Raw genomic sequence first — 19995 nt, 5'->3', positions numbered from 1 at the left:
TTAACATCGGTGGCATCCCAATTGAATTCATTAGGACAGATGAACCCACATGCCCTCCTGGAATAGCAGGCAAATATAATAAATATAAGATCTTGCATTTTCCGCTGCTTTGTTCCTGCCTGCAATATTATATAATTACATATATTTGCCTAAGTAAGTCGATTCCCACTGTTACAGAGGAATATACTCAGAATGAGTGCCCCGATTTATTATCTCGTTGCTGCGACGCCAAACCAGGATAAATTTGCGCAGACTTACATTATTCCATCTACTTTGGATACGATCCTTAGCAAACTGATGACATATGTAGGCGCATCCACGCAGCTCCAGTTTGTTGCAAAGAACTTTGGGCTCGCTTCCACAACGACTGTTATCGTTGATATTAAGCACTTAGACGATGACTTTCATCCGCTCCGTGTCGATCGAATTCTTGTCGAAGCCGGGTCGCCCGCATGACGCTCTACAACCATTTCCCGGGCACGGGCGATCTTATCAGCGCAGTACTCCACCGCCGTTATCAAGATATCATGGCTAGTCTTCGCGCGTCCGTTGAGCCTGCGGCTTCGGCGAGGGAACATTTAAGAGCTGTTTTTGCATGGCACGAGGCATGGTTTGGCGCTCCGGAATTCGCCGGTTGCCTTCTCGAGCGCGCGCTCGCTGAATTTGGCGCCGACTGTTCGAAGATCTCGACTATCGCGATTCAGTATAAGATGACCATGACGTCATGGATGGGCGACATGTTGAAGCCCTTTTTGCCAGAGCAAACCGCGGCACGCACCTCTTCAATCCTCATGATTCTGCTTGATGGCGCAACAATCGACGCTCGAGCTTTTCACGATCCAGCAATTGCAACAAGAGCGTGAGATGCGGCAGTGACGATTATAAAGAAGGAAGTCGCGACGGCTGTACTGAAGCCGGCGCGGCGCGAATGATGAACCGGCACGATCGCAGACTTCATCGCGATCGTTCCCTCGGCATTTTAGGCAGTGGACAGAAGAAGCATGGCGCAAATATCCTCGACCCCCATATTCAGGTCTTCTACTCTCAACTTTCCCGAAAAAGATCGATTTCACGCCTGGGTGAAGGACAATCACTGTGATTGCAAATTACGGCACGGTGATCCTCTAACCTTCAATGCGGGAGCAGCCGGAGCGTCTCTCGGCCCCCTCATTCTAACCGGCAGAACGTGGCTCAATCCGGATGGGGCTTCCCCTTATGAAGTTCATCGAACCCAATGCCACATCCGAACCGACGGTCATGATTTCTTTCGGTTCACCTTGGTCCTCAGCGGCCGACTTCTCTGCCGGTGGACAAGTCCCCAATCCGTCAAGACGGCTGGCGACCTGTTCGTTCTCGATGCTGCCCAAATCAACGAATCCGTGGTGGAGGCTGGTGATGTGATCTCTCTTGTCGTACCGAGGGATCTTCTGCCGAGCCAGACGGAGCTCTTGCATGGACATACGCTGGCGACCGGCATAGGTCGTCTTATCGCAGACCATCTGCTTTCGCTGTTCCAGAACCTTGCAAATCTGGGCGAGCAGGAGATTCCCTACGTCGTCCAATCGACCCTTCAGCTCTTGGCGGCGGCTGTCTCCTCGACGCCGGATGCGCTCGCTGAGGCAAGCAGCCCAATTCGGGATACGCTGCGTAGCAGAATCCTGCGTTATATCGATGCGCATTTGCTGGACCCCAATCTCACACCTCACTGCATTTGCCGAGATGTTGGGCTGTCGCGCGCAAAACTCTACCAGTTGTTTGAAGGCAGTGGCGGCGTCATGCGACAAATACAGCGCAAGAGATTGCGTCGTGCTTATCAGATGCTGGCCGATCCCAACCGTCCGCAGTCGCATATCGCCGAGATCGCCTGGCGTCACGGCTTTTCGAACGAGAAATACTTCTTCCGCCTATTCAAAGCCGAGTTTGGCCATACGCCCGGTGAGACCCTGGAGAACATTCGTGCCTCTGTGTTGAAGCCGACTGCTCCTCAACACCGTCCGGAAGATGCCAACCTGCCCTCGGGCTGGACATTGCCTTTCGGCACACCCGATCATTAAGACCATCGAGTGGCCGATCGCATCGGACACTCCATCATCCGTTCATTTGGCAAACGGATTGCTGCTTTTGTCCCACTCAAGGGGATTGCCACCCGCCGCCGGCTGCGGAGCCGGGTCGCTCTGCTGATTGATTCCATTTCCGCCATTGCTATCTGATTTTGGCTGGAATCGCGGCGAGAAGTGCGGCAAAAGCAGCCGCGCCCACGAACGATTGATCTTGGTCGCTTCGTCGGGGCAGCGCGCGGCTCGCTCCTTGGGTAGCATCCCATTGTCAACGATTGCACCATTGTCTTGCGGATCGAGCCCGTAGACCATGCAGAGCAGATTGAAATAGCGTTGTGCGTCGAGCGAATGTTCGTCAGCGAAGGAGGCGACATCCGGGGCACCGGACGACTGGCTGTTAACCTTGAACCAGACGGACGCCAGTTGCAGGACACGCGCGATGTCGTTCTTGTTCTCGCTGTCGTCCACATGCGCAAGCAGCATGACCGAGGCGAGTTGGTCGACCGAGTCCTCCTCGCGTCCAACGGCCGGAAGGTCCAGAAGATCGATAAGTGCATGTCCAGATTCATGCAGAAGGATGAAGCGGAGATTGTCGCGCACGAATTCGATCGTCAAAGCCTTGGGATCGGAGGCGCCCTTTGAGAGCGCCTGGCCCATTTGTAACAGGCTGTCGATCATCTCGTAACAAAGGAAGACCGCGCCGTTTTTCTTGTCGTAGAACGCGTTGATCGTGTTGCATTGCCGGGTGACGTAATGCAGGGGGCGCGGGGTCACGAAGAGTCCATCGAGACCATCGATTTCCGGAATGTTCAGGAAAAGGTGCGTGTCGACGGCCCATTGATAGGCATAGTTAAGCTTGGGGTCTTCCGGCGGGAAGTAATGAAAGACGAAACGCAATCCCTTGCCATCCGACGTGACGAGCGAACCATCCGAGGGCGGCGGAAGCGCGCCTTCCTTCTGCTCCGTCAGACCGTCCTTGTTGCCGGATTGGGCGGTCTGATTACCAGCCTGACCGTCGGTCTGCTGGGATTGTGCCTGCGTATCAGCTGGCTGGCGTCCGGACGCATTGCCCTCCGAGGGTGCGCCCTGGCCGTTTGCACTGGCAAGATCGGCAAGCTGTATCAGGGTCGGATAACTCGGATCGCCGTCGGCCGGATTGTCACCGAACGGATAGAAACTGTTGGAGATGAGCACCGAAATATTGTCGACGACCTTGCCAGCCTCGTTCGCGGTCCAGCTCAGGTCGTAACCACGTATGTCATTGCCCTTCTGCTCGAAGCGGGAATAGAATCTTCGATCTCCTGACGTACCCGACAAGATAAACCAGTTCGGCCGCTTGAGCTGATAGGTGATCGTGCTGCCCTGCTCATTCGAAAGGCTCTTGAACAGAGCGTCGATCTGGCCCGGACCGGAATTTGGAAAGCGCGCAATCTTCAGGCTGAGCGCGCCGTCAGCGGTTTGAAGAGTTTCGCCGCCAAGCTTGTTGTCCTGCCGCTGCGTCAGGAGCGTGGTTGGATAAGAGATGGTTACGCCGGCCTTGGAGTCGTCCAGAGGATGCCACTGCAGTTGTTTGCGCAGGTCGAGCGCCGCGCCACCCAGTTCCAGCGCATCCCGCGCGGAAAGCTTTCCGGTGGAAGGCCGTTTGTGATCGCCCTGATAGCTTGCAATAGCATTACGGCTGCTCTGCCCGAAAGAGCCGTCCGCGAAGCCGTTGTAGTAGCCGAGGACAATCAGCCCTTCCTGGCTAAGCCGCCGCTCCCAGATGTTGAGTGCGCCCTCGATCGAATCCGCGCTGTTGAGATCGAGTTGAGATGTATTTTGGTTCGAGGTTTGCGCGAGCGCGGGCTGGACCAAGGCAGGCAATGGAAGAGCAAGGAGAAAAGCCAGGGCGAAGATTGCATTCCTGGAAGAGTATCGCTTCAAGGCGAAGTTCATTTTGCGCGAGCTCCGGTTCTCGGGATGATTTGCCAAAGGGATGGAGAGTGCGCCGACATCACTGAACCGGCATGGTTTTCAGCAGCAGCACGTCGATATCGCGATCGGGCTCGTAGTTCTTGATATCGAGCTCGAACTGGGTCGGACTGATCTTCTTCACGCCATTGCCGCAGAAGGACACCAGCATCTTTGGGTCGGCCTTATCGACGATCAGCTTGAAATCGCCGATCGGCCCCGCCCAGTTGCCGCCTGAGGTGATGACATAGGACAGATATTGCTCGAAAGCCTGAAACGTCGTTGCGTTGTCATCAGCGACTTTCTTGTAGAGACCCCGTGCCGCCTTCATGAAGGTTTCGTCGGTACAGAATGTTTCGCGATAGAAGTTGAGCCGATCTCTATCCATATCAGGCGAACCGATCGACAGGGATGACTGACTGCCGACAACCGGGACATAGCTCTGTTGAACGATCAAATCCTTTCCCTTTGGAAAGGTCTGATTCCGCCAATATCTCGATTGCAGCGTCCAGAGCGGGTAAAGGGTTGCGGGCTGTCCGTTATAATCGTCGCTTCCAGGGTCGAGTATATTGGCGTTCGCGAGATCCTTGCGCTGTACGTCCGTCAGGCGACGGATTGCTGCCTCGGTTGCATCGGAAGTCGGCACCAAGGGGATATGCAGAGCCTTGAGCTTATCGGTGATTTCCACATCGGCCTTGCCGTTGACCGTCAGAAACGCGCGCTGCTCGAGCTGCGAGGGAGCGGGTCGGCCATCCACGATGGTCTGGAATTTCATGAAATTGTCGCTCGCCGGGTCGGGAACGACGGTGGTGGAGTTTGAGCCACCGCCCGGAAACGCCGGCATTGGAAAGGCGATGGTCGTCGAATAGTCCGCATTTGTGAGATTACGGAAGCGATAGGAAATCCGGATAAGCGTGGTGGAGAGATACAGCTCCTCCGAGACCAGCGCGATCTTGTCCGTCTTCTGAAGGACGAGGCCACCAGTTCCCAAGGTCGCCGAGCTGTCATCGGCGAGAACGGGGGTCGACAGGAGCAGGAGGGTTCCACAGGCGAACGGGATAAAGCGCATTCAAATTCTTTCCGGATGGGCGAGTGCCAGGTTGGCGCCCGTGGGATGTTTCAGATCCGCTCCTGCGATAGGTTGCATCGTCGAATGTGCTTGAGCCGCGTGGGTTGCCAAGGTCCCCGGACAGTTGCGGGGCCTGCCCAGTCACGGCAGCGCCGGCATCAAGACGCAATACCGACAAGGCGTCTATCAGAACCTATTTGCGGCACCGATATCTCTGCGTCTGCCATAAGTGCACATGCGTCTATATTTTCTAAATCCGTCTTTGCGGCTGGCCGGCAACTCTCGCGTGCCATAAGTTGAGCCGAGGCGAGTTGAATATGTGAGACCAAATCGGATCCCCATGCATGCGGGCCATAGGTGCATAGGAGGCTTTCATTCGCCGTGAGTATGGAGGACCGGCTATCGGAGTTAGCCCAATCCCACAAACGCCCTGTCTTATTGAAAGGATATCAGCATGAATGTCTGGCGTGGCGTCCTTTGCCGCCTCTCTTTATCTGTTCTGGCGCTATCGATACCGACGCTTGTCTGGGCGCAGGAGCAAAAGACTGATTGCTTCGGCTTCGATGCGGTGGACGACGATCCGCTCGCAGTCCAGCTTTATGTGATCAAGCCCGGGGACAAAGTCGGGGTTCAGTGCCCGGAAAAATCGCTAATCTGCAATAAGGGCGCCTTTCTGATGCCGGGCGATCAGGTCGCTGTAAGTCGCGTGGATGGCGACCGCGCATGCGCCGTATATCTCAATCCCGTAAAGCGACCCGAGAATGATGAAACGGCAGGCTGGCTGCCGCTGGCGCGGCTGGACCCTATATCGCCGGTGCCCAACTGGGTTGGACGGTGGGGTGACAGCGAAACGACGATCGTCGCCAAGCAACAAGGCGATAAGATCCGCATCGACGCCAAAGCCAATCTGCAATTCGGCAACGGTGAGGAAGAAGGGCAGTTTGCCGCCCTCATCGATGGCAGACAGTCACAAGTCAAATTCGGCTATCAATCCGGCGACGACGGCGAGCCGGAAAAGCTTCTTCCCTACCAGGACAAGACAATTCCGGGTCTTTGCCAAGTCAAAATGGCCCAGTTGGGACGTTATCTTGTCGTCGGCGACAATCATATGTGCGGCGGTATCAATGTCAGCTTTTCCCGGATCTATCGCCGGATTGATGAAAAGCCGCCCGCAGATCGAGCCAAGGCGTCGAAATCATCGGTGGCCAAGAAGCAGGACGACTTGCTGCGCTCCTCCTACAAAGCCTGCCTCGACAAATCCAAAGGTGTAACCGTTGCCATGCGGAACTGCGCCGGCACCGAACATAAATTTCAGGACGATCGCCTTAATCACGCCTATCGTTTGTTGCGGACAAATCTGGATCAAGCCGGCGCCACGCAACTGCGTGACGAACAACGCGGCTGGATTGCCGAACGCGACAGGCAATGTGCTGTAGACAAGGATGGCGGCACGGCTGCTTTGATCGTATCGGACGATTGCCTGGTGCAAATGACGGCAAAACGCGCCGCCGAGCTCGAAAGCCGGCTTTCCCAATAAAGGATGTCGAGGTCGTCGGTAGTGAGCCGGGCCATTACGGAGCGGGCGCAGTTCCCGGAAGCGCATAACCGCGATCGAGCGTCCCGTCGAAGACTGCGCCGTGACAGGCCATGGAATAACGTTCCCAGGTATAATTCGTGATGATGGAGCGGCGCTCGGCATCCACGTGCCGAAACTCATATCCAACTTCCGCCTCGTAGGTGGCCTGTTCACCTTCCTTTTGCGAGACGCCGTTCGTATAGACCCGGATCTGTCGCGTCCCGCCTGCCGGGTTCGTGACAGGCTCGGGCATGGCCATGGCGCTCTGCTCCCGGTGTGTACTTTCCAGATAAGCCAGGCACGCAGCGAAATTTGCGAAAGGACCGGCTGAAAGTGGCTCAGGTGGCAGCGATCCGCTGGCTAGAGCCGCACCGGTTGTAAAAAAGGCGCCCGCAAGCACGGCGCTCAGCGTTGCGGCTGGGCGCTTGTCGCCAATCGTCCGGCCAGATTTTTCATCGGTCATCGGAATCGAGGGTCTCCGACCAGTTCTTTCGCATCTCGGCAAGGCGGGCTATATGGGTCGTCTTTAGGCATTGGGCATCCTTGCAGGCATCCCTTACCGTCTCCCGCCAATGTTCTTGGTCCTTGGCGGCAGCATCGATCACCTGGCCCGTCTCGCCGTCGTGGCCGGCGGTTTCACCTGCGATCTTATCGAACAGCACTTTCACCTCACCATCGAGCTTCGATAGGCAGGATCTGCGTAGATTAACCTCTCGACGTGGCTTTTGGCGTATTTGCAATTGAAACCAGCTGCTTGCGTTTGGCTCGCGAAGGCGGAGAGAATGCAAAGAGCCACCACCATCGCCTGCTGGCGATCGGGGACAGATCGTTGTGCGCTCATCGGCCTTCCGCCGGTTGGGACAGGTATCTCATTGCGCGGGCGGATAGGTTGGGCTGGTCAGGCATTGGCCGAACCAGGTTGCGTCAGATTCCTCGAGCGGCCAGGCGCCTTCGACGTCCAGCTTGGGGAAATCGGTCTTCAGCAGCGGAAGGTGCTGGTCCGCGCCGGGGGCCCGCGTCCAGTCGGTTTTCTGGCTATTGCCGCAGATGTCTCCCGATTGATCGCTGCAAAGGGCGGAAGCCTTGACCTTGTCGCCCTCAATGGTACTGACGGCGTGATATTCGTAGAGCGACCAGGTCGCCCATTCGGTGCTTAAACTGCAAAGGCGGTCCTTGTTGCGGACATGCACGGCGCCATAGCACTGATAGGCGTAGCTCGACTGATCCTTGTCGTTGGGAATGAACTCGCAGCGCGTATCGAAGCCGGCGAATACGCCGCCTGTGTACTTCGCAAGAAAGCGTCGTTGCTCCTGAGCCTGCGCGACAAGCCCTTTTTCCGATCGGTCGCTCAGTCGAGCAGTGCGTGCGGCTATGGCGCGGCGGATCTCGCTGACGGGTATGGCTGCGCCGTCCGAGCCACTGCCGAGGCCCTTGTTGCGTGCCGCAATCCAGCGGCGTTGGCTATTGATCAGCATGGCCCGGACTTCAGGATCCGGCGCCGTCTTGAGGAGGGCGGCATAGGCCTGTCCCATCGCCGTGTCGGCCGCCTTGAGGTCCGCATTGCCGCAAATTTTCTTATCGATTGGGTCGCTCGCCTTGGTGCAGTCGATTGCCCAGGTTGGCGTTGCGATGCCCAATCCTAGGAGCGTCATCAAGCCGGCGATGGTTAGCCGGATTTTTGTCGTGGATTGATGGCCTGGCATGGTGATATGTCCTCCTTTGCTTCTTCCGCCACATGGTTGGGCTGAGCAATATCGCGCTCGCGACGGATCGGGGTAGTCGTGGAGACCGACCGCGCGGTGTTGGCAGTATTGGCAGATAGCCCGATATTGTTATTGGTTCTAGAGATTTTGGAAATTTGAACGTCCGTGCACTTGTTGTGGACGATAGTGCACCGCCCGCTGCGGAAGCATCTCCGTCGCCAGATTCCGGCAAACCATCAAAAAACCGCGCCGGCAGCACCCGCGGGTAGCGTGCGATCGAGCTTGTCGCAAAGTCTGGTTCGGCTTGCCGTTCACCCCTGACCGGTGCGCTTCACGCTTTATTGGCATTTTTTGAAGTCCGAAGAGGCGCGCGACCAGGTCGTTCTGATCGTTGACGGTCCGGTCGCCAGCGACGCCTCTCGTAAAGGCGTAGCGCACTAGCGAGCAGATGGACCTATTGCCGCACCTGGCACCAGCGAGGGTCGGAGAGGACCAGTCGGACTCAAAAAAAGCGAGAATTGTCAATTAGCCTTGGGAGGGATGCGAGAGCATCTCAAACAGGACTGAACAGAGGCAATCCATGAAAAAGTTTCTGATAGTAGCACTTACCTCCATTGCCGCCTTAGCTGCAGTGGCCCCGTCCGCCGAAGCTCGCCAGGGCTGCGGCATCGGCTTTCATCGCGGGCCGTACGGTGCGTGTCGCCCGGAGTTCGCTCCGGGTCGCGTCATCGTGGTTCCCGGTGGTCCGCGAGCGGGCGTCTACTACCACGGCCGCGGCTATTGGGATGGACATCGATACTGGGCACATCGCGCCCGCTACCAGCACGGCTGGCGATACTATTAACCCAAAGGGGAGCACAGCCGGCCACACGTGGCCGGCTGTGCTGCGCGCCAGGACCCAACTAACCCCACGCGTCGCGAATTTTTCGGCACCCGAATACAACGGCGCGGGCATCGTCAAGTTAACGGAAGTTGGAACTTGATGTGCGAATACGGGGCGATGACGAACCGTGACCCACTCTACCGCCGCCATTGCTTTCCCGGCGAGATCATCGCCCATGCGGTGTGGCTCTATTTCCGTTTTCCTCTCAGTCTGCGGATGGTCGAGGACATGCTGGCGACGCGTGGGATTATTGTCTCGCACCAGACTGTGCGGCTATGGGCTGAGAAATTCGGACGTGCCTTTGCTAGCGAGATCCGCTACCGCTCAACCAGTCGGCTGGGCGACAAGTGGCACCTTGACGAGGTCGTCGTTTCGATAGGCGGCAAGAAGCCCTGGCTCTGGCGCGCCGTCGATCAGAACAGTTTCGTCCTCGATGTTCTGGTTCAAAGTCGTCGCAATACCAAGGCGGCCAAACGCCTGATGCGCAAGCTCTTGAAGAGCCAAGGCCGAGGGCCATGGGTGATGATCACCGACAAGCTTCGATCTTACGATGCCGCAAAGCGCCAACTCATGCCCGGCATTGAGCATCGCTCTCACAAAGGCCTGAACAATCGGGCGGAGAATTCCCACCAGCCAATTCGGCGGCGAAAGCGGATTATGAAACGCTTCAAGTCACCCCGACATTTACAGCGCTTCGTCTCCATCCATGATCCGATCGCAAACCTATTCCACATCCCACGCCACGACATCTCTTCCAACCATCATCGCGATCTGCGCGCCGAGGCGATGAACATCTGGGCGAAAATCACTCTAGCTTGAACCGCAACAGTGCAGGCAGGCTGCGACTGCCTTGTACCAGTTAAGTTGATGTGGTGGATGGCGCCCTCCAACGGCATCGAATGTGCCAAAATGGTTTTTTGCAAAACCCAAGAGAGGAGCCACCCACCATGGACGATATTACGACAATCGGGCTTGATATCGCAAAGAATGTTTTCCAATTGCACGGTGTTGATGCGCAAGGGCAGGTCGTTCTGCGCAAAGCCTTGCGCCGCGCCAACATGATCGCTTTCTTCACAAAACTACCACCCTGCCTGATCGGCATGGAAGCCTGCTCGACAGCCCATCATTGGGCCCGCACACTGATGGAACTGGGACATGAGGTCAGATTGATCTCACCGGCGTATGTCAAGCCTGGGACGCTTTGTCGAGTGTCCCCTTATGAACGAACGCCAAGCCAAGGAGTGCCACGATGGCCAAGACCATGAAAGCCGCGGTCGTCCGCGAGTTTGGAAAGCCGCTGATTATCGAGGAGGCCGCCGTCCCAACGCCGGGCGCCGGCCAAATCCTCGTCAAGATCGCCGCGACCGGCGTCTGCCACACTGATCTCCACGCCGCAGAAGGCGACTGGCCGGTAAAGCCCAAGCCGCCCTTCATTCCGGGCCATGAGGGCGTCGGCCACGTCGTGGCGGTCGGGCCAGGCGTCAAGTATGTGAAGGAAGGTGACCGCGTCGGCGTGCCGTGGCTGTACACCGCTTGCGGGCATTGCAAGCATTGCCTTGGCGGCTGGGAAACGTTGTGTGAGGAGCAGCAGAATACCGGCTATTCGGTGAACGGAAGCTTTGCCGAATATGTCGTCGCCGATCCGAACTATGTCGGTCATCTGCCCGACAATGTATCGTTTGTCGATATCGCACCGATCCTGTGCGCGGGTGTTACCGTCTATAAGGGCTTAAAGGTCACCGACACAAAGCCCGATGACTGGGTTGTGATCTCCGGCATTGGCGGTTTGGGACATTTGGCTGTTCAATATGCCAAAGCGATGGGTCTCAACGTCATCGCCATCGATATCGACGATGAAAAACTCGATCTTGCGAAATCTCTCGGCGCTTCGCTCGCCGTGAATGCCCGTAAGGACGATCCGATCGCTTTTGTGAAGAAAGAAGTCGGCGGCGCACAGGGTGTGCTGGTCACAGCCGTTTCGCCAAGAGCCTTCGAGCAGGCCCTCGGCATGGTCGGCCGCGGCGGCACGGTATCGCTCAATGGGCTTCCTCCGGGCGATTTCCCCTTGTCGATCTTCGATACCGTCCTGAATGGGGTGACCGTGCGCGGCTCCATCGTCGGCACGCGGCTCGATCTCCAGGAGGCCTTGAACTTCGCGGGCGAAGGCAAGGTTAAGGCGACGATCGCGACCGACAGGCTCGAAAATATCAACAACATTTTCGCCCGGATGCACAAAGGGGATATCCAGGGCCGCGTCGTCATCGATTTTGCAAATTAATCTGGGTGGCAGCGGCGCTTGTCATCGCCCCGGGGGACGGGCGATGACAAAGATCTAAGATTTGTATCGTCTCCATGCCTGGATTTCTTCCAGGAGACGAACTTAAGCCTGTTGAGACCCGCGGAATTCCGATACCGATGAGCCACACGCCCCAATGTAGGTTTTGTGCTCCGTTGCTACTCAGATCCCATGCCCGCGGCGGTTTGTGGAGGACGCGAAGTACTTGCGGTCGACCATTTCCAATTACGCCTCTTTGAAACTCTCGCCGTGCTGTTCGTAATTGTCGTTAACCGCTTGCTGGTCAACCAAATAGCGGGTCGCGAACGCGATGTGGCGCGGGATCGGCTTATCTTTACGGTAGTCCGCGACTAATCTTCGAGAGATATCCAGCGCCAAAGCCATGCCATCCAACGTCATTCCAAGCTCGTCCATCGCTTTGATGAAATCGACATTGCTAAACACGATCGACGGCAGTCTGCTGAGCCAAACAGCCGAAAGGTCGATATCGTCTCCCCACTCAATGGCATCGCCAAATTCGCTGACTTTGAGTGTTCGGAATAGATCGTCATCTGTACGAAGAGGAATGAAAATCCGACGGCTCTCTAAGACAGGGGCCAAATCCACGGTCCGCTCATGGCCGGATTTCCAAACAAGATGGACCTGCCTATCCTTCCCCGGATAGGCCTCCAACAACCTTGGGAGAGCGGCACCCACAGTGATGATGTCATCGCTCATTGAGGCGGTTCCATTCATTGCTCAGTTCCTCCTTGTGGGCTTTGGCCCAGGCAATCGCAGTATTCAGGCTGCCCCGATCAATCGAACCCTGAATGACCTCGAAGTCATCGATGCTGACCAACGCCTGGTGGTCCGGAGTTACGACATGGAAATGCGGAGGGTTATGATCGTTCGCAAAAACGCGGATTAACACGTTTCCGATCCGGGCTATTGTCGGCATCCACATCTCCACAGTCCACCTACAAATAGTGCACCAAATGCACTATGTCAATTGGCTCGCGCGAAGGGAGATGAGTTCTAAAGACCACTCTCTGCCCCAATATATCGGCGATACAGAAACGTCGCGCGGGCCGAGGCTGGGCTCCCGAATCCCCCGAGATATTGGCGTCAATGCCGCGACACCCAACAACTGTTCTCGCTGCCCAGGTTTGTCGCAGAGCGCCTGGTTTCGATCAAGGATCGAAAGCAAAGTTCATCGACCCGGGGCCAGGCCGCCCCGTGATAATCATTGTGATTTTGGCCTAGAGAACCGAACGCCGACGCCGCCGCCGTTTTCGGAGATAAATTCGATACCTGCGTTCTCGAAGGCGGCTTGGATAGCTTCAACGGTTGAAGCCCGAAGTTGTTCACCTCGTTCTAATCTGGCGATTGTATCGGGAGAAACACGCGCGAATTTGGCCAAATCCCGAGTTCCCCACCCAAGCGCCACGCGCGCCATTTTACACTGAATCGGAATCATTTCGTAACACCGATACGATTTTGTATCGAAGTCTGCTGCATTGGCGGATATCGTATCCATGTTACGATATCATCGTTCCACCGCTCCCGATTGGCTCACCTACAAGCGGCACGACCAAAATCCATAAGTGAGGCTCGGATCATGACTGATTCTGAGAATAGCAGAACTTTATCTGCAATTACGCCTAGAAAAAACATTCCCGAAGCGGCGGCACGGAAATCTTGCCCCGCGCGATCGACCGCCGAAACCTTCTCTCCGTCACTGCACGCCTGCTGGGCGAAGTGATCGCAGAAAGCGGGCGGCGTAGGGAGAGTGGTCCTACGCCCGTCAGAGAAATGTGGCCTCGCTGGTACGAGTACCACCAGCAGCACATAAGGGTCATCCGTCTTAGGGAAAAGCTGCAGGCGGAATTGCTCAAGAGGCCGGCGGCCTTCCTGTCGTTATGCTTCCCAATTTCGCAAAGGATGGCGTCGACGAGGTTCGCTCTTTTGCCGACCTCAATCGGATGGCCCCTCAGCTCGATGCCGAACACCTGTCTCAGACGCGAGCCGAGCTTCGCAGGCGCCGGAAACGATGGAAGGAAGTGGATCGGCGCTTGGGATACAGCGCGACAGTCGCCCTGAAACAAGAACTCGCGGAACGGGCTGGGATATCCGGACGTGTCATGTGGATCACACGACCCTCCTCGCTGATCGAAGTCACCGCCAAGCTCCATTGCCTGATTGTCATGCACGATCCCGGCTTGAAACTTGAAGAAGCACCGTGGCCCGAACTGCGGACGATGCTCAAGGATCTCCTTCGCCTGACGGAAAACGCCCGGCCGAAATCAGGCAATGGACCTGCATATACCGGCAAGGCAGCGGATGTACGAGGCATACTAAATTTGGCAGCCCGATACCGAGACGCCGCCAACATGCTTGGTGAGGGCTTGTCGAAGCCCAACCACTTTCCACGGCGTCTTCTGGCTCTCCATTCGATTGAGCTCTATCTGGATGCTCTTCTGCTTGCTAACGGCCTTGATGGCGAGACAATCCGCGGCTTTGGGTCGGAGACGACGGCTACGCTCTCACAGATGAATCGAGTTATGGCAACTCTGGATGAAGTCTCGCTAAAAGTACGAAAGATGTTGAGAGGCTGCACGGTAGCTGAAGATCGCACGGCTAGTGCGAGAAGTCTTTAGAACCAGCTCTTTCCCAATCTGGGATGTGCCAATCAAATGCCAACGGGATGATTTTGGCGCCAAGTCATCGGCATCCACTTCATCTGTTCTATGCGAAAACCAACATCGCCGTGGCTATCGACATTAGGCTGATTGCTGCATAACTTCCGGAAATCAGCCTCGAGCAACTTGAGGGTGAGGGTAGAAAAATGCGCTTGAAGAGAACCACTCGATTTTTCCTATATGTCCTAACGGCGGCGATGATTTCGACAGCTCTTGCACGGGCAGTTCCATTATCTGACGATTACTCTGATCAACAAAAATCTGCGGCAATGTCCGTTGAACGAGCGCGCCATCATATCAATACGCTTGGCGAGCGCTGCATTAGTCACGACAATAGTGATTACACGTTGCGCTTCCTTCTGCATTTGACGGCGATTGACAACATGGACGTGACCTTACCCACAGATAAGATACTTGCCACACTCCCTCCCGCGCTGAAGGAACAATTAGCGCAGCAACTGCGGCATGAGGTAGATCCGCTGGAAGGGAACGTCGCTATTTGCGGGTCCTTCAAGGCAGATTTACGTCAGGGACGACTCGACTACGCATATACCAACCCAGAGCAGTCAAAAATACTGAGAGATATTTTCTCGGCCGACGAGACAATGCGCATTGCCAAGCGCGATCAAGATATAAAAGCTGGATGCCTGAAAAACAGGTACAACAACGGCGCCCGCGCGTTCGACGAGACGCTTGGACAATGTGAGTGCATGCTAAAAGCGATCAAGCACGGTGCCAGTGATCCGCAAATCGACTCTTGGCTCGCTTCGTTAGACAAGACGCCGCCGTGGTGGGCCGAGGTGGTGACAGATATTATGCAATGTCAGTAGACATGAGACTGGCTGACATTGCACAAAGTGCTCGTTTGCTCCGGTGACGCTGGGATCGGTGATTGGCTTTCTGAGATTTTCGGCCGGGAGGCTTGGACGTGCGTAATCTGTTGCAACTCGGCCAATCAGCAGAATTCGCCAGGAAAACAACTATTTGAAACCCATTAAAGCTTCGACGGCATTGTCAAACATCATAGCAAAATGGGCGCCCACGGGCCGCCCAATCTTATGCAACAACGATTTTGACGTGCATCTGCAGAACGAGCTGAAGGCTGGTCCTTAGATGATCCAACCTTTGGTGCATTTTGTATCGCCGGACGCCCACCGGAACATGTCGTCAACGTATTTTTGTTTCGCCAGATTATTACCGGTGTAAACCGTAACCTTCGAACCGGCGCCTTCCTTTTCGATTTTTACCCAATACACATAGTCGCCGCTGAGGTCGTAAGTGTTGAACGCAACTCCAACACCTTGATCGGCATAAAGATCACTTGCTCCCCTAAGACAACGGTCGGCTTGATCTGCGACGCGTTTGTACATCACGTCAAAGCTCTCCGGAAACGAGCGGGTCGCTTTCAGTGTCTTCGGATCGGACTTGAATTTAGCAAGCTCTGAACTGTCGGTGGCTGTCCTTGGGGCCAAGGTCACAACGCCTGCGAGTTTGGCAGGGCCGCTAGCGGTATATGTACAGCCCGACAAGATAGAAAATACGACAAGCGACTTGAAGATGCGTTTCAAAGGGAGTTGTCCTTTTTAGATCTGATTTAGTTGGTATTTTTCCCCGACCTTGTCGCGAGAAGAAGTTGAGGTCACGGTGATACCTTTTCAACTCTAGACTGATTCCAACGTTTGGTGCCCACGTTTGACCGCCGCAATGATAACGTCTGGGTCGGCTTTCCAGATGAACGGCTTTGGCTCGGCATTGTGCTCGTTGACGAAGCGATTGATGGCGGCCTGAAGGTCGACAACGGAGTGAAACACCCCGTTCTTGAGGCGACGCCTTGTCAGCTTTGCGAAGAACCCTTCGACGGCATTCAACCACGAACAGGACGTCGGAACGAAGTGGAAGGTCCATCGAGGATGCCTGTCCAGCCAAGCGCGCACCTTCGGCTGCTTATGGGTCGCGTAATTGTCGAGAATAACGTGGACGGCTTTATCTTTGGGCAGCGTCGCTTCGATGGCATTGAGGAAGCGAATGAATTCCTGATGTCGGTGGCGCTGCATGTTTTTGCCGATGACCGACCCGTCGAGAACGTTGAGCGCTGCAAATAGCGTCGTCGTGCCATGTCGTTTGTAATCATGGGTCATCGTGCCGCCTCGCCCCTTCTTGAGCGGCAGGCCCGGCTGTGTCCGATCGAGCGCCTGGATCTGGCTCTTCTCATCGACCGACAGAATGATGGCATGGGCCGGCGGCGAGACATAGAGGCCTACAACATCGTGCAGCTTCTCGGCAAAGGCCTTGTCGTTCGACAGTTTGAAGCTGCGCCAGCGATGGGGAGCCAGCCCATGCTCATGCCAGATTTTAACGACGGAAGACGCCGCGATCCCCACCGTTTTTGCCATCGCGCGTACTGTCCAATGTGTCGCCTCCTGCTGCGGCGGCTCCAGGGTCAGCGCAATGACCCTGTCCACCAATTCGCTATCGAGTGGCGCGATGCCAGGAGGCCTGCTCTTGTCGCGCAAGAGGCCGTCGACACCTTCGGACATGAACCGCTCTTGCCAGCGCCAGACACAGGTCTTGGATTTGCCGGTCGCCTCCATAATGGCGACGGTTCCAAACCCATCACCGGTCATCAATATGATCCTTGCTCGCCAGACGTGCTTCTGCGCCGAAGCGCCCGCTGCAACGATAGCCTCAAGCCGATCGCGGTCGGCAGCTGTAACGTCGAATGTGATCCCAGTACGCATGAAACATCGTCGCACATCCAGCAATGCGGGGGAATCCCAAAACGGACTCCTACGTTGCGATCATTCCACTAGTACGTTTCGGACAACAGACCTCGCCTCAAAGTCAATGCTCTCGGACAACAAAATTCGGAAAAGTTCAATTGCGATGAACAATTCATGATTTTCAGACCCCCGATCCAAGCTAGTAGACGTCGATTTTGCCGCCGATATCGATTTCGAGGGGTAGCATTCCGCTCAATTCCTTCTTCAATTTCCCGGATTTGACGACGTTCACGTGGTTCGACGAGCCCGCTGCAAGCCGTCTACGCTGCCATGGCCTCGTCCTCTCCGGCGAAGATGTTCGTCAAGTGAAGGAAGCAAATCATTCCGATGTCTCATCCGTCGGTGGGGACGCATCGGCGCCGGCGGTCAAAGGCTGGTGCATCATTTCAAGTGCGAAGAGGAGGCCGTCGGACTCTTCCTCCAGCTCTTGCGCCAGAAACGGTTGCGTGGCTATCGCCCGAAATCCTTGTCTGACACGATCGTCCGACGGATCGAGTGGAAGAAGAACTGCGAAGCAAAGCTTTGAGCCTGACACGCCGGTCAATCCCGGTGGACCGGCTCACCTGGTAGCAGAGCGCACCCTCGGAAGCGTGTGGATCGGCGTCCCGCACTTCGGCGCGCAGCAGCTCGATGACTTCGTTGATGCAAGTCGTCATTGTCGTCTTCTTGACGTTTGTGAAAGACGACGCGCGGTCGTGACGGCGTGTCGCCATAGCATTGTGGGCGGACTGAGCAGAGAACCACCTCTCGTGTGACACTGATGGCCTTTGCGGCCGCAAAAGCGGGTCTGCGGCGCCTTAAGAAGGCTATAGTCAATTGGAAGCTGTGGAAATCCCTGCTTTCGAATCTTCATTCTGCATTGCGTCAATGACAGCAGCTCACTCCGCTGTCAGGGTTTCCGTATCAACAATAATGCGGAGACGTAGATGACCACCACGAATGAAATCGCCGACAAGATCGCGGGTGAACACAGCCTGACGAAGGCACAAGGCAAGGCAATCGTCGAAGCGGTGATCGCCTCGATCACTCAAGCCGCGATTGCCGGCAACGAAACGTCGCTGCCCGGATTTGGCAAGTTCAAGGTGAAGGCAACGCCGGAGCGCGAAGCGCGCAATCCGGCGACCGGCGCGACCATTAAAGTCGCGGCGGCCAAGAAGCTAGCGTTTACGCCGGCCAAGGCACTCAAGGACGCATTGAACAAATAACGCGATCTAAGCACGCACGATATTTTGCCTGGCGCGCGCGATCCTCGGGCGCCATCTAAGCCCCGTTAGAGCAACCATTCCCGGCCCTTCTCTCCTCTCCTATCGTCGCCGAGAAGGACGGCCGCCTACCGAGCGACAGCCTGAAGTGCGGGCTCGAGCAGCTGGCGGCTCCCAAACTTCATGCCGCTCAGCTCCAATCAACAAATGATTGACTTCCAATTATCATGCCTGATAGTTCCAATTTTCAGGAACCGGAACGCGCATGTACAAACGATTTGTGGAACGCCGGGCAGACGAAGCCCTTTCGGATACGCCAGTGGTTCTGATCGTCGGGCCACGCCGGGCGGGCAAGACCACGCTGGTGCGGAAGATGGAGGGAGCCGACCGCAGCTACATCACGCTCGACGATCAGACGGTCCTTAGCTCCGCAAAGTCCGATCCTGCCGGCTTCATCCGCGGACTTGACCGGGCGATCATCGACGAAATCCAGCGCGCGCCCGAACTGTTACTGGCCATCAAAAAGACGGTGGACGAGGACTATCGCCCCGGCCGGTTCCTGCTCACCGGTTCCGCCAACGTGCTGACATTGCCCCGTGTCGCCGACAGCCTGGCAGGCCGCATGGAAACCATCCAAATGTTGCCGCTCGCCCGCGCGGAGGTCGAAGGCGCGACCTCGACATTTTTGGACCGTCTGTTCGAAGGAAAACTGCAGAGCGACCGGAACGGGATCGTCGCGGACGATCTCTTGAGGCTCGTCCTTCTCGGCGGGTTTCCGGAGGCGATTGCCAGAGAAAGCGAACGACGGCGCCAGGATTGGGCGCGATCCTATCTGACATCGGTTCTGACGCGCGACCTGCGGGACATCGCCGATGTCGAAAAGCTGACAGAGCTCCCGAAGTTCGTGCGTTTGCTTGCCGAGCATTCCGGGCAACTGGTCAACTATTCGCAGTTCGGATCGAGCATCAACGTCAGCCACAAGACGGGACAACGATATGTCGGCCTGCTCGAACAGGTATTCCTGATCACCACTGTGCAGCCCTGGTACACCAACGCATTGAAGCGGATCGCCAAAACCCCGAAACTGCATTTTGTCGATTCCGGCGTACTCGCAGCCGCCCGAGGCCTGACCTTTGACCGGGTGAAGACGGATCGCAGCGCATTTGGCGCGCTCTTGGAGAGCTTCGTATTCTCCGAGATCCTGAAACTCGTGACAGCGTCGGACTTGCGGCTAACCCCCTACCATTTCCGCGATCAGCAGATGCGAGAGGTCGATGTCGTGCTCGAGCGCGACGATGGGACAATCGTCGGGATCGAAGTGAAAGCGAGCGCCACCGTCAAGGCCAGCGACTTTGGAGGACTGAAGACCTTGGCGGAAGCGTGCGGAGAAAAGTTCGCGTATGGCATCGTCCTTTATGACAACACTGATGTCGTTCCCTTCGGCGAACGGCTTGCCGCTGCTCCGCTTTCTTGTTTGTGGCGGTGATGATCTGTTCACGGGGATGGCGAATTCCCCACCCCAGGTTTCACTGCCGGTGCGCATCGGCCGGCTACAATTGTCGTTTAGCAGTTAATTGTAAGATTCTTTCTGCGAGAATTTCAACGAGATAGCTCTGCACTTTATTTGCGATTGAGCAGTTAGAGATTGGAACTCGTGAGTGGGCACCAAATTGGCTCTGTTGCAAGAATTCCGGTTGGTTGGCGAGGTCTTGTTTTCTCTGCCGTTACGCGGCCTGACCTTCGAGATTTGAAGCGAGCAGGGCGACGGCTTCCGTCAAGGCGCTCGGTCCGATACCGAAAG

The 19995-nt window shown here is 56.2% G+C and carries 21 protein-coding genes and 2 pseudogenes; 13 read left to right on the top strand and 10 right to left on the bottom strand.

What is annotated here, in order from left to right; translation table 11 throughout:
- The first annotated feature begins 192 nt into the window (after positions 1 to 192).
- The 3 genes from HGP12_RS33165 to HGP12_RS33155 all read left to right on the top strand — a co-directional run bounded on the left by HGP12_RS33165 (position 193) and on the right by HGP12_RS33155 (position 2054).
- A complete protein-coding gene (locus HGP12_RS33165; protein WP_168880201.1) occupies positions 193 to 456 on the top strand; it encodes a hypothetical protein in 264 nt (87 codons plus the stop codon).
- Entirely contained in the window at positions 453 to 863 is a 411-nt protein-coding gene (locus HGP12_RS33160) for a TetR/AcrR family transcriptional regulator (protein ID WP_168880200.1), read from the top strand. Before HGP12_RS33165 ends, HGP12_RS33160 begins: the two co-directional genes overlap by 4 nt.
- A 138-nt stretch (positions 864 to 1001) precedes the next feature.
- The gene (locus tag HGP12_RS33155; RefSeq protein WP_168880199.1) at positions 1002 to 2054 is read left to right on the top strand and encodes a helix-turn-helix domain-containing protein; all 1053 of its coding nucleotides are present in this window, start codon (positions 1002 to 1004) and stop codon (positions 2052 to 2054) included.
- A 42-nt stretch (positions 2055 to 2096) separates the two neighbouring features.
- On the opposite strand, the gene HGP12_RS33150 is transcribed toward HGP12_RS33155, so the two are convergent.
- Both HGP12_RS33150 and HGP12_RS33145 read right to left on the bottom strand, forming a co-directional pair.
- Positions 2097 to 3992 carry a DUF4344 domain-containing metallopeptidase gene (locus tag HGP12_RS33150; RefSeq protein ID WP_168880198.1) on the bottom strand — a complete coding sequence of 632 codons (1896 nt, stop codon included), beginning with the start codon at positions 3990 to 3992 and terminating at the stop codon, positions 2097 to 2099.
- 58 nt (positions 3993 to 4050) lie between these two features.
- Positions 4051 to 5076 carry a DUF4424 family protein gene (locus HGP12_RS33145; RefSeq protein ID WP_168880197.1) on the bottom strand — a complete coding sequence of 342 codons (1026 nt, stop codon included), beginning with the start codon at positions 5074 to 5076 and terminating at the stop codon, positions 4051 to 4053.
- Between the two features lie 454 nt (positions 5077 to 5530).
- Here HGP12_RS33145 and HGP12_RS33140 point away from each other — a divergent pair, with 454 nt between their 5' ends.
- The gene (locus HGP12_RS33140; protein WP_168880196.1) at positions 5531 to 6613 is read left to right on the top strand and encodes a lysozyme inhibitor LprI family protein; all 1083 of its coding nucleotides are present in this window, start codon (positions 5531 to 5533) and stop codon (positions 6611 to 6613) included.
- Positions 6614 to 6647: 34 nt separating this feature from the next.
- Here the strand turns inward: HGP12_RS33140 and HGP12_RS33135 are convergent, their stop codons facing one another.
- The 3 genes from HGP12_RS33135 to HGP12_RS33125 all read right to left on the bottom strand — a co-directional run bounded on the left by HGP12_RS33135 (position 6648) and on the right by HGP12_RS33125 (position 8355).
- The gene (locus HGP12_RS33135) at positions 6648 to 7115 is read right to left on the bottom strand and encodes a hypothetical protein (RefSeq protein ID WP_168880195.1); all 468 of its coding nucleotides are present in this window, start codon (positions 7113 to 7115) and stop codon (positions 6648 to 6650) included.
- Entirely contained in the window at positions 7105 to 7314 is a 210-nt protein-coding gene (locus HGP12_RS33130; RefSeq protein ID WP_168880194.1) for a hypothetical protein, read from the bottom strand. The genes HGP12_RS33135 and HGP12_RS33130 overlap by 11 nt, the downstream gene beginning before the upstream one ends.
- Positions 7315 to 7521: 207 nt before the next feature.
- Complete coding sequence (locus HGP12_RS33125; RefSeq protein WP_168880193.1) at positions 7522 to 8355, bottom strand: lysozyme inhibitor LprI family protein; 834 nt, start codon at positions 8353 to 8355, stop codon at positions 7522 to 7524.
- A gap of 580 nt (positions 8356 to 8935) precedes the next feature.
- On the opposite strand from HGP12_RS33125, the gene HGP12_RS33120 reads away from it, so the two are divergent.
- The 4 genes and pseudogenes from HGP12_RS33120 (at position 8936) to adhP (ending at position 11516) form a co-directional block, all read left to right on the top strand.
- Positions 8936 to 9199: a GCG_CRPN prefix-to-repeats domain-containing protein gene (locus HGP12_RS33120; protein ID WP_168880192.1), complete on the top strand. Its 264-nt coding sequence runs from the start codon at positions 8936 to 8938 to the stop codon at positions 9197 to 9199.
- Between the two features lie 156 nt (positions 9200 to 9355).
- Positions 9356 to 10057, top strand: coding sequence for an IS6 family transposase (locus HGP12_RS33115; RefSeq protein ID WP_168880191.1), 702 nt, complete (start codon positions 9356 to 9358; stop codon positions 10055 to 10057).
- 128 nt (positions 10058 to 10185) lie between these two features.
- Positions 10186 to 10431 (top strand): annotated as a pseudogene (locus tag HGP12_RS33110) (IS110 family transposase); the annotation flags it as partial.
- 56 nt (positions 10432 to 10487) lie between these two features.
- A complete protein-coding gene (adhP, locus tag HGP12_RS33105; RefSeq protein ID WP_168880190.1) occupies positions 10488 to 11516 on the top strand; it encodes an alcohol dehydrogenase AdhP in 1029 nt (342 codons plus the stop codon).
- A gap of 243 nt (positions 11517 to 11759) precedes the next feature.
- On the opposite strand, the gene HGP12_RS33100 is transcribed toward adhP, so the two are convergent.
- The 3 genes from HGP12_RS33100 to HGP12_RS33090 form a co-directional block, all read right to left on the bottom strand.
- Entirely contained in the window at positions 11760 to 12251 is a 492-nt protein-coding gene (locus HGP12_RS33100) for a DUF2442 domain-containing protein (RefSeq protein ID WP_168880189.1), read from the bottom strand.
- Complete coding sequence (locus tag HGP12_RS33095; RefSeq protein WP_168880188.1) at positions 12241 to 12471, bottom strand: DUF4160 domain-containing protein; 231 nt, start codon at positions 12469 to 12471, stop codon at positions 12241 to 12243. Before HGP12_RS33095 ends, HGP12_RS33100 begins: the two co-directional genes overlap by 11 nt.
- Positions 12472 to 12756: 285 nt before the next feature.
- Complete coding sequence (locus tag HGP12_RS33090; RefSeq protein WP_168880210.1) at positions 12757 to 12990, bottom strand: helix-turn-helix domain-containing protein; 234 nt, start codon at positions 12988 to 12990, stop codon at positions 12757 to 12759.
- A 442-nt stretch (positions 12991 to 13432) separates the two neighbouring features.
- Between HGP12_RS33090 and HGP12_RS34400 the strand changes: the two genes are divergently transcribed.
- Together HGP12_RS34400 and HGP12_RS33080 are read left to right on the top strand one after the other, a co-directional pair.
- The gene (locus tag HGP12_RS34400) at positions 13433 to 14170 is read left to right on the top strand and encodes a hypothetical protein (RefSeq protein WP_246703652.1); all 738 of its coding nucleotides are present in this window, start codon (positions 13433 to 13435) and stop codon (positions 14168 to 14170) included.
- Positions 14171 to 14358: 188 nt separating this feature from the next.
- Positions 14359 to 15042 carry a hypothetical protein gene (locus HGP12_RS33080; protein WP_168880187.1) on the top strand — a complete coding sequence of 228 codons (684 nt, stop codon included), beginning with the start codon at positions 14359 to 14361 and terminating at the stop codon, positions 15040 to 15042.
- A 279-nt stretch (positions 15043 to 15321) separates the two neighbouring features.
- Here the strand turns inward: HGP12_RS33080 and HGP12_RS33075 are convergent, their stop codons facing one another.
- On the bottom strand, positions 15322 to 15780 hold the full coding sequence (locus tag HGP12_RS33075) for a hypothetical protein (RefSeq protein ID WP_168880186.1): 459 nt from the start codon (positions 15778 to 15780) through the stop codon (positions 15322 to 15324).
- 93 nt (positions 15781 to 15873) lie between these two features.
- Positions 15874 to 16950: an IS630 family transposase gene (locus tag HGP12_RS33070; RefSeq protein WP_168880185.1), complete on the bottom strand. Its 1077-nt coding sequence runs from the start codon at positions 16948 to 16950 to the stop codon at positions 15874 to 15876.
- Positions 16951 to 17320: 370 nt separating this feature from the next.
- Here HGP12_RS33070 and HGP12_RS33065 point away from each other — a divergent pair.
- From HGP12_RS33065 to HGP12_RS33055, 3 genes and pseudogenes are all read left to right on the top strand, one after another.
- A pseudogene (locus tag HGP12_RS33065) lies at positions 17321 to 17518 on the top strand (WGR domain-containing protein); the annotation flags it as partial.
- A gap of 400 nt (positions 17519 to 17918) precedes the next feature.
- Positions 17919 to 18197 carry an HU family DNA-binding protein gene (locus HGP12_RS33060; protein ID WP_112401277.1) on the top strand — a complete coding sequence of 93 codons (279 nt, stop codon included), beginning with the start codon at positions 17919 to 17921 and terminating at the stop codon, positions 18195 to 18197.
- A gap of 262 nt (positions 18198 to 18459) precedes the next feature.
- A complete protein-coding gene (locus tag HGP12_RS33055) occupies positions 18460 to 19680 on the top strand; it encodes an ATP-binding protein (RefSeq protein WP_168880183.1) in 1221 nt (406 codons plus the stop codon).
- The last annotated feature ends 315 nt before the right edge of the window (positions 19681 to 19995 follow it).

It is taken from the genome of Rhizobium sp. P28RR-XV, from assembly GCF_012641385.1.
Lineage (GTDB): Bacteria > Pseudomonadota > Alphaproteobacteria > Rhizobiales > Rhizobiaceae > Rhizobium.
This window is presented reverse-complemented; position numbering and strand designations above follow the sequence as displayed.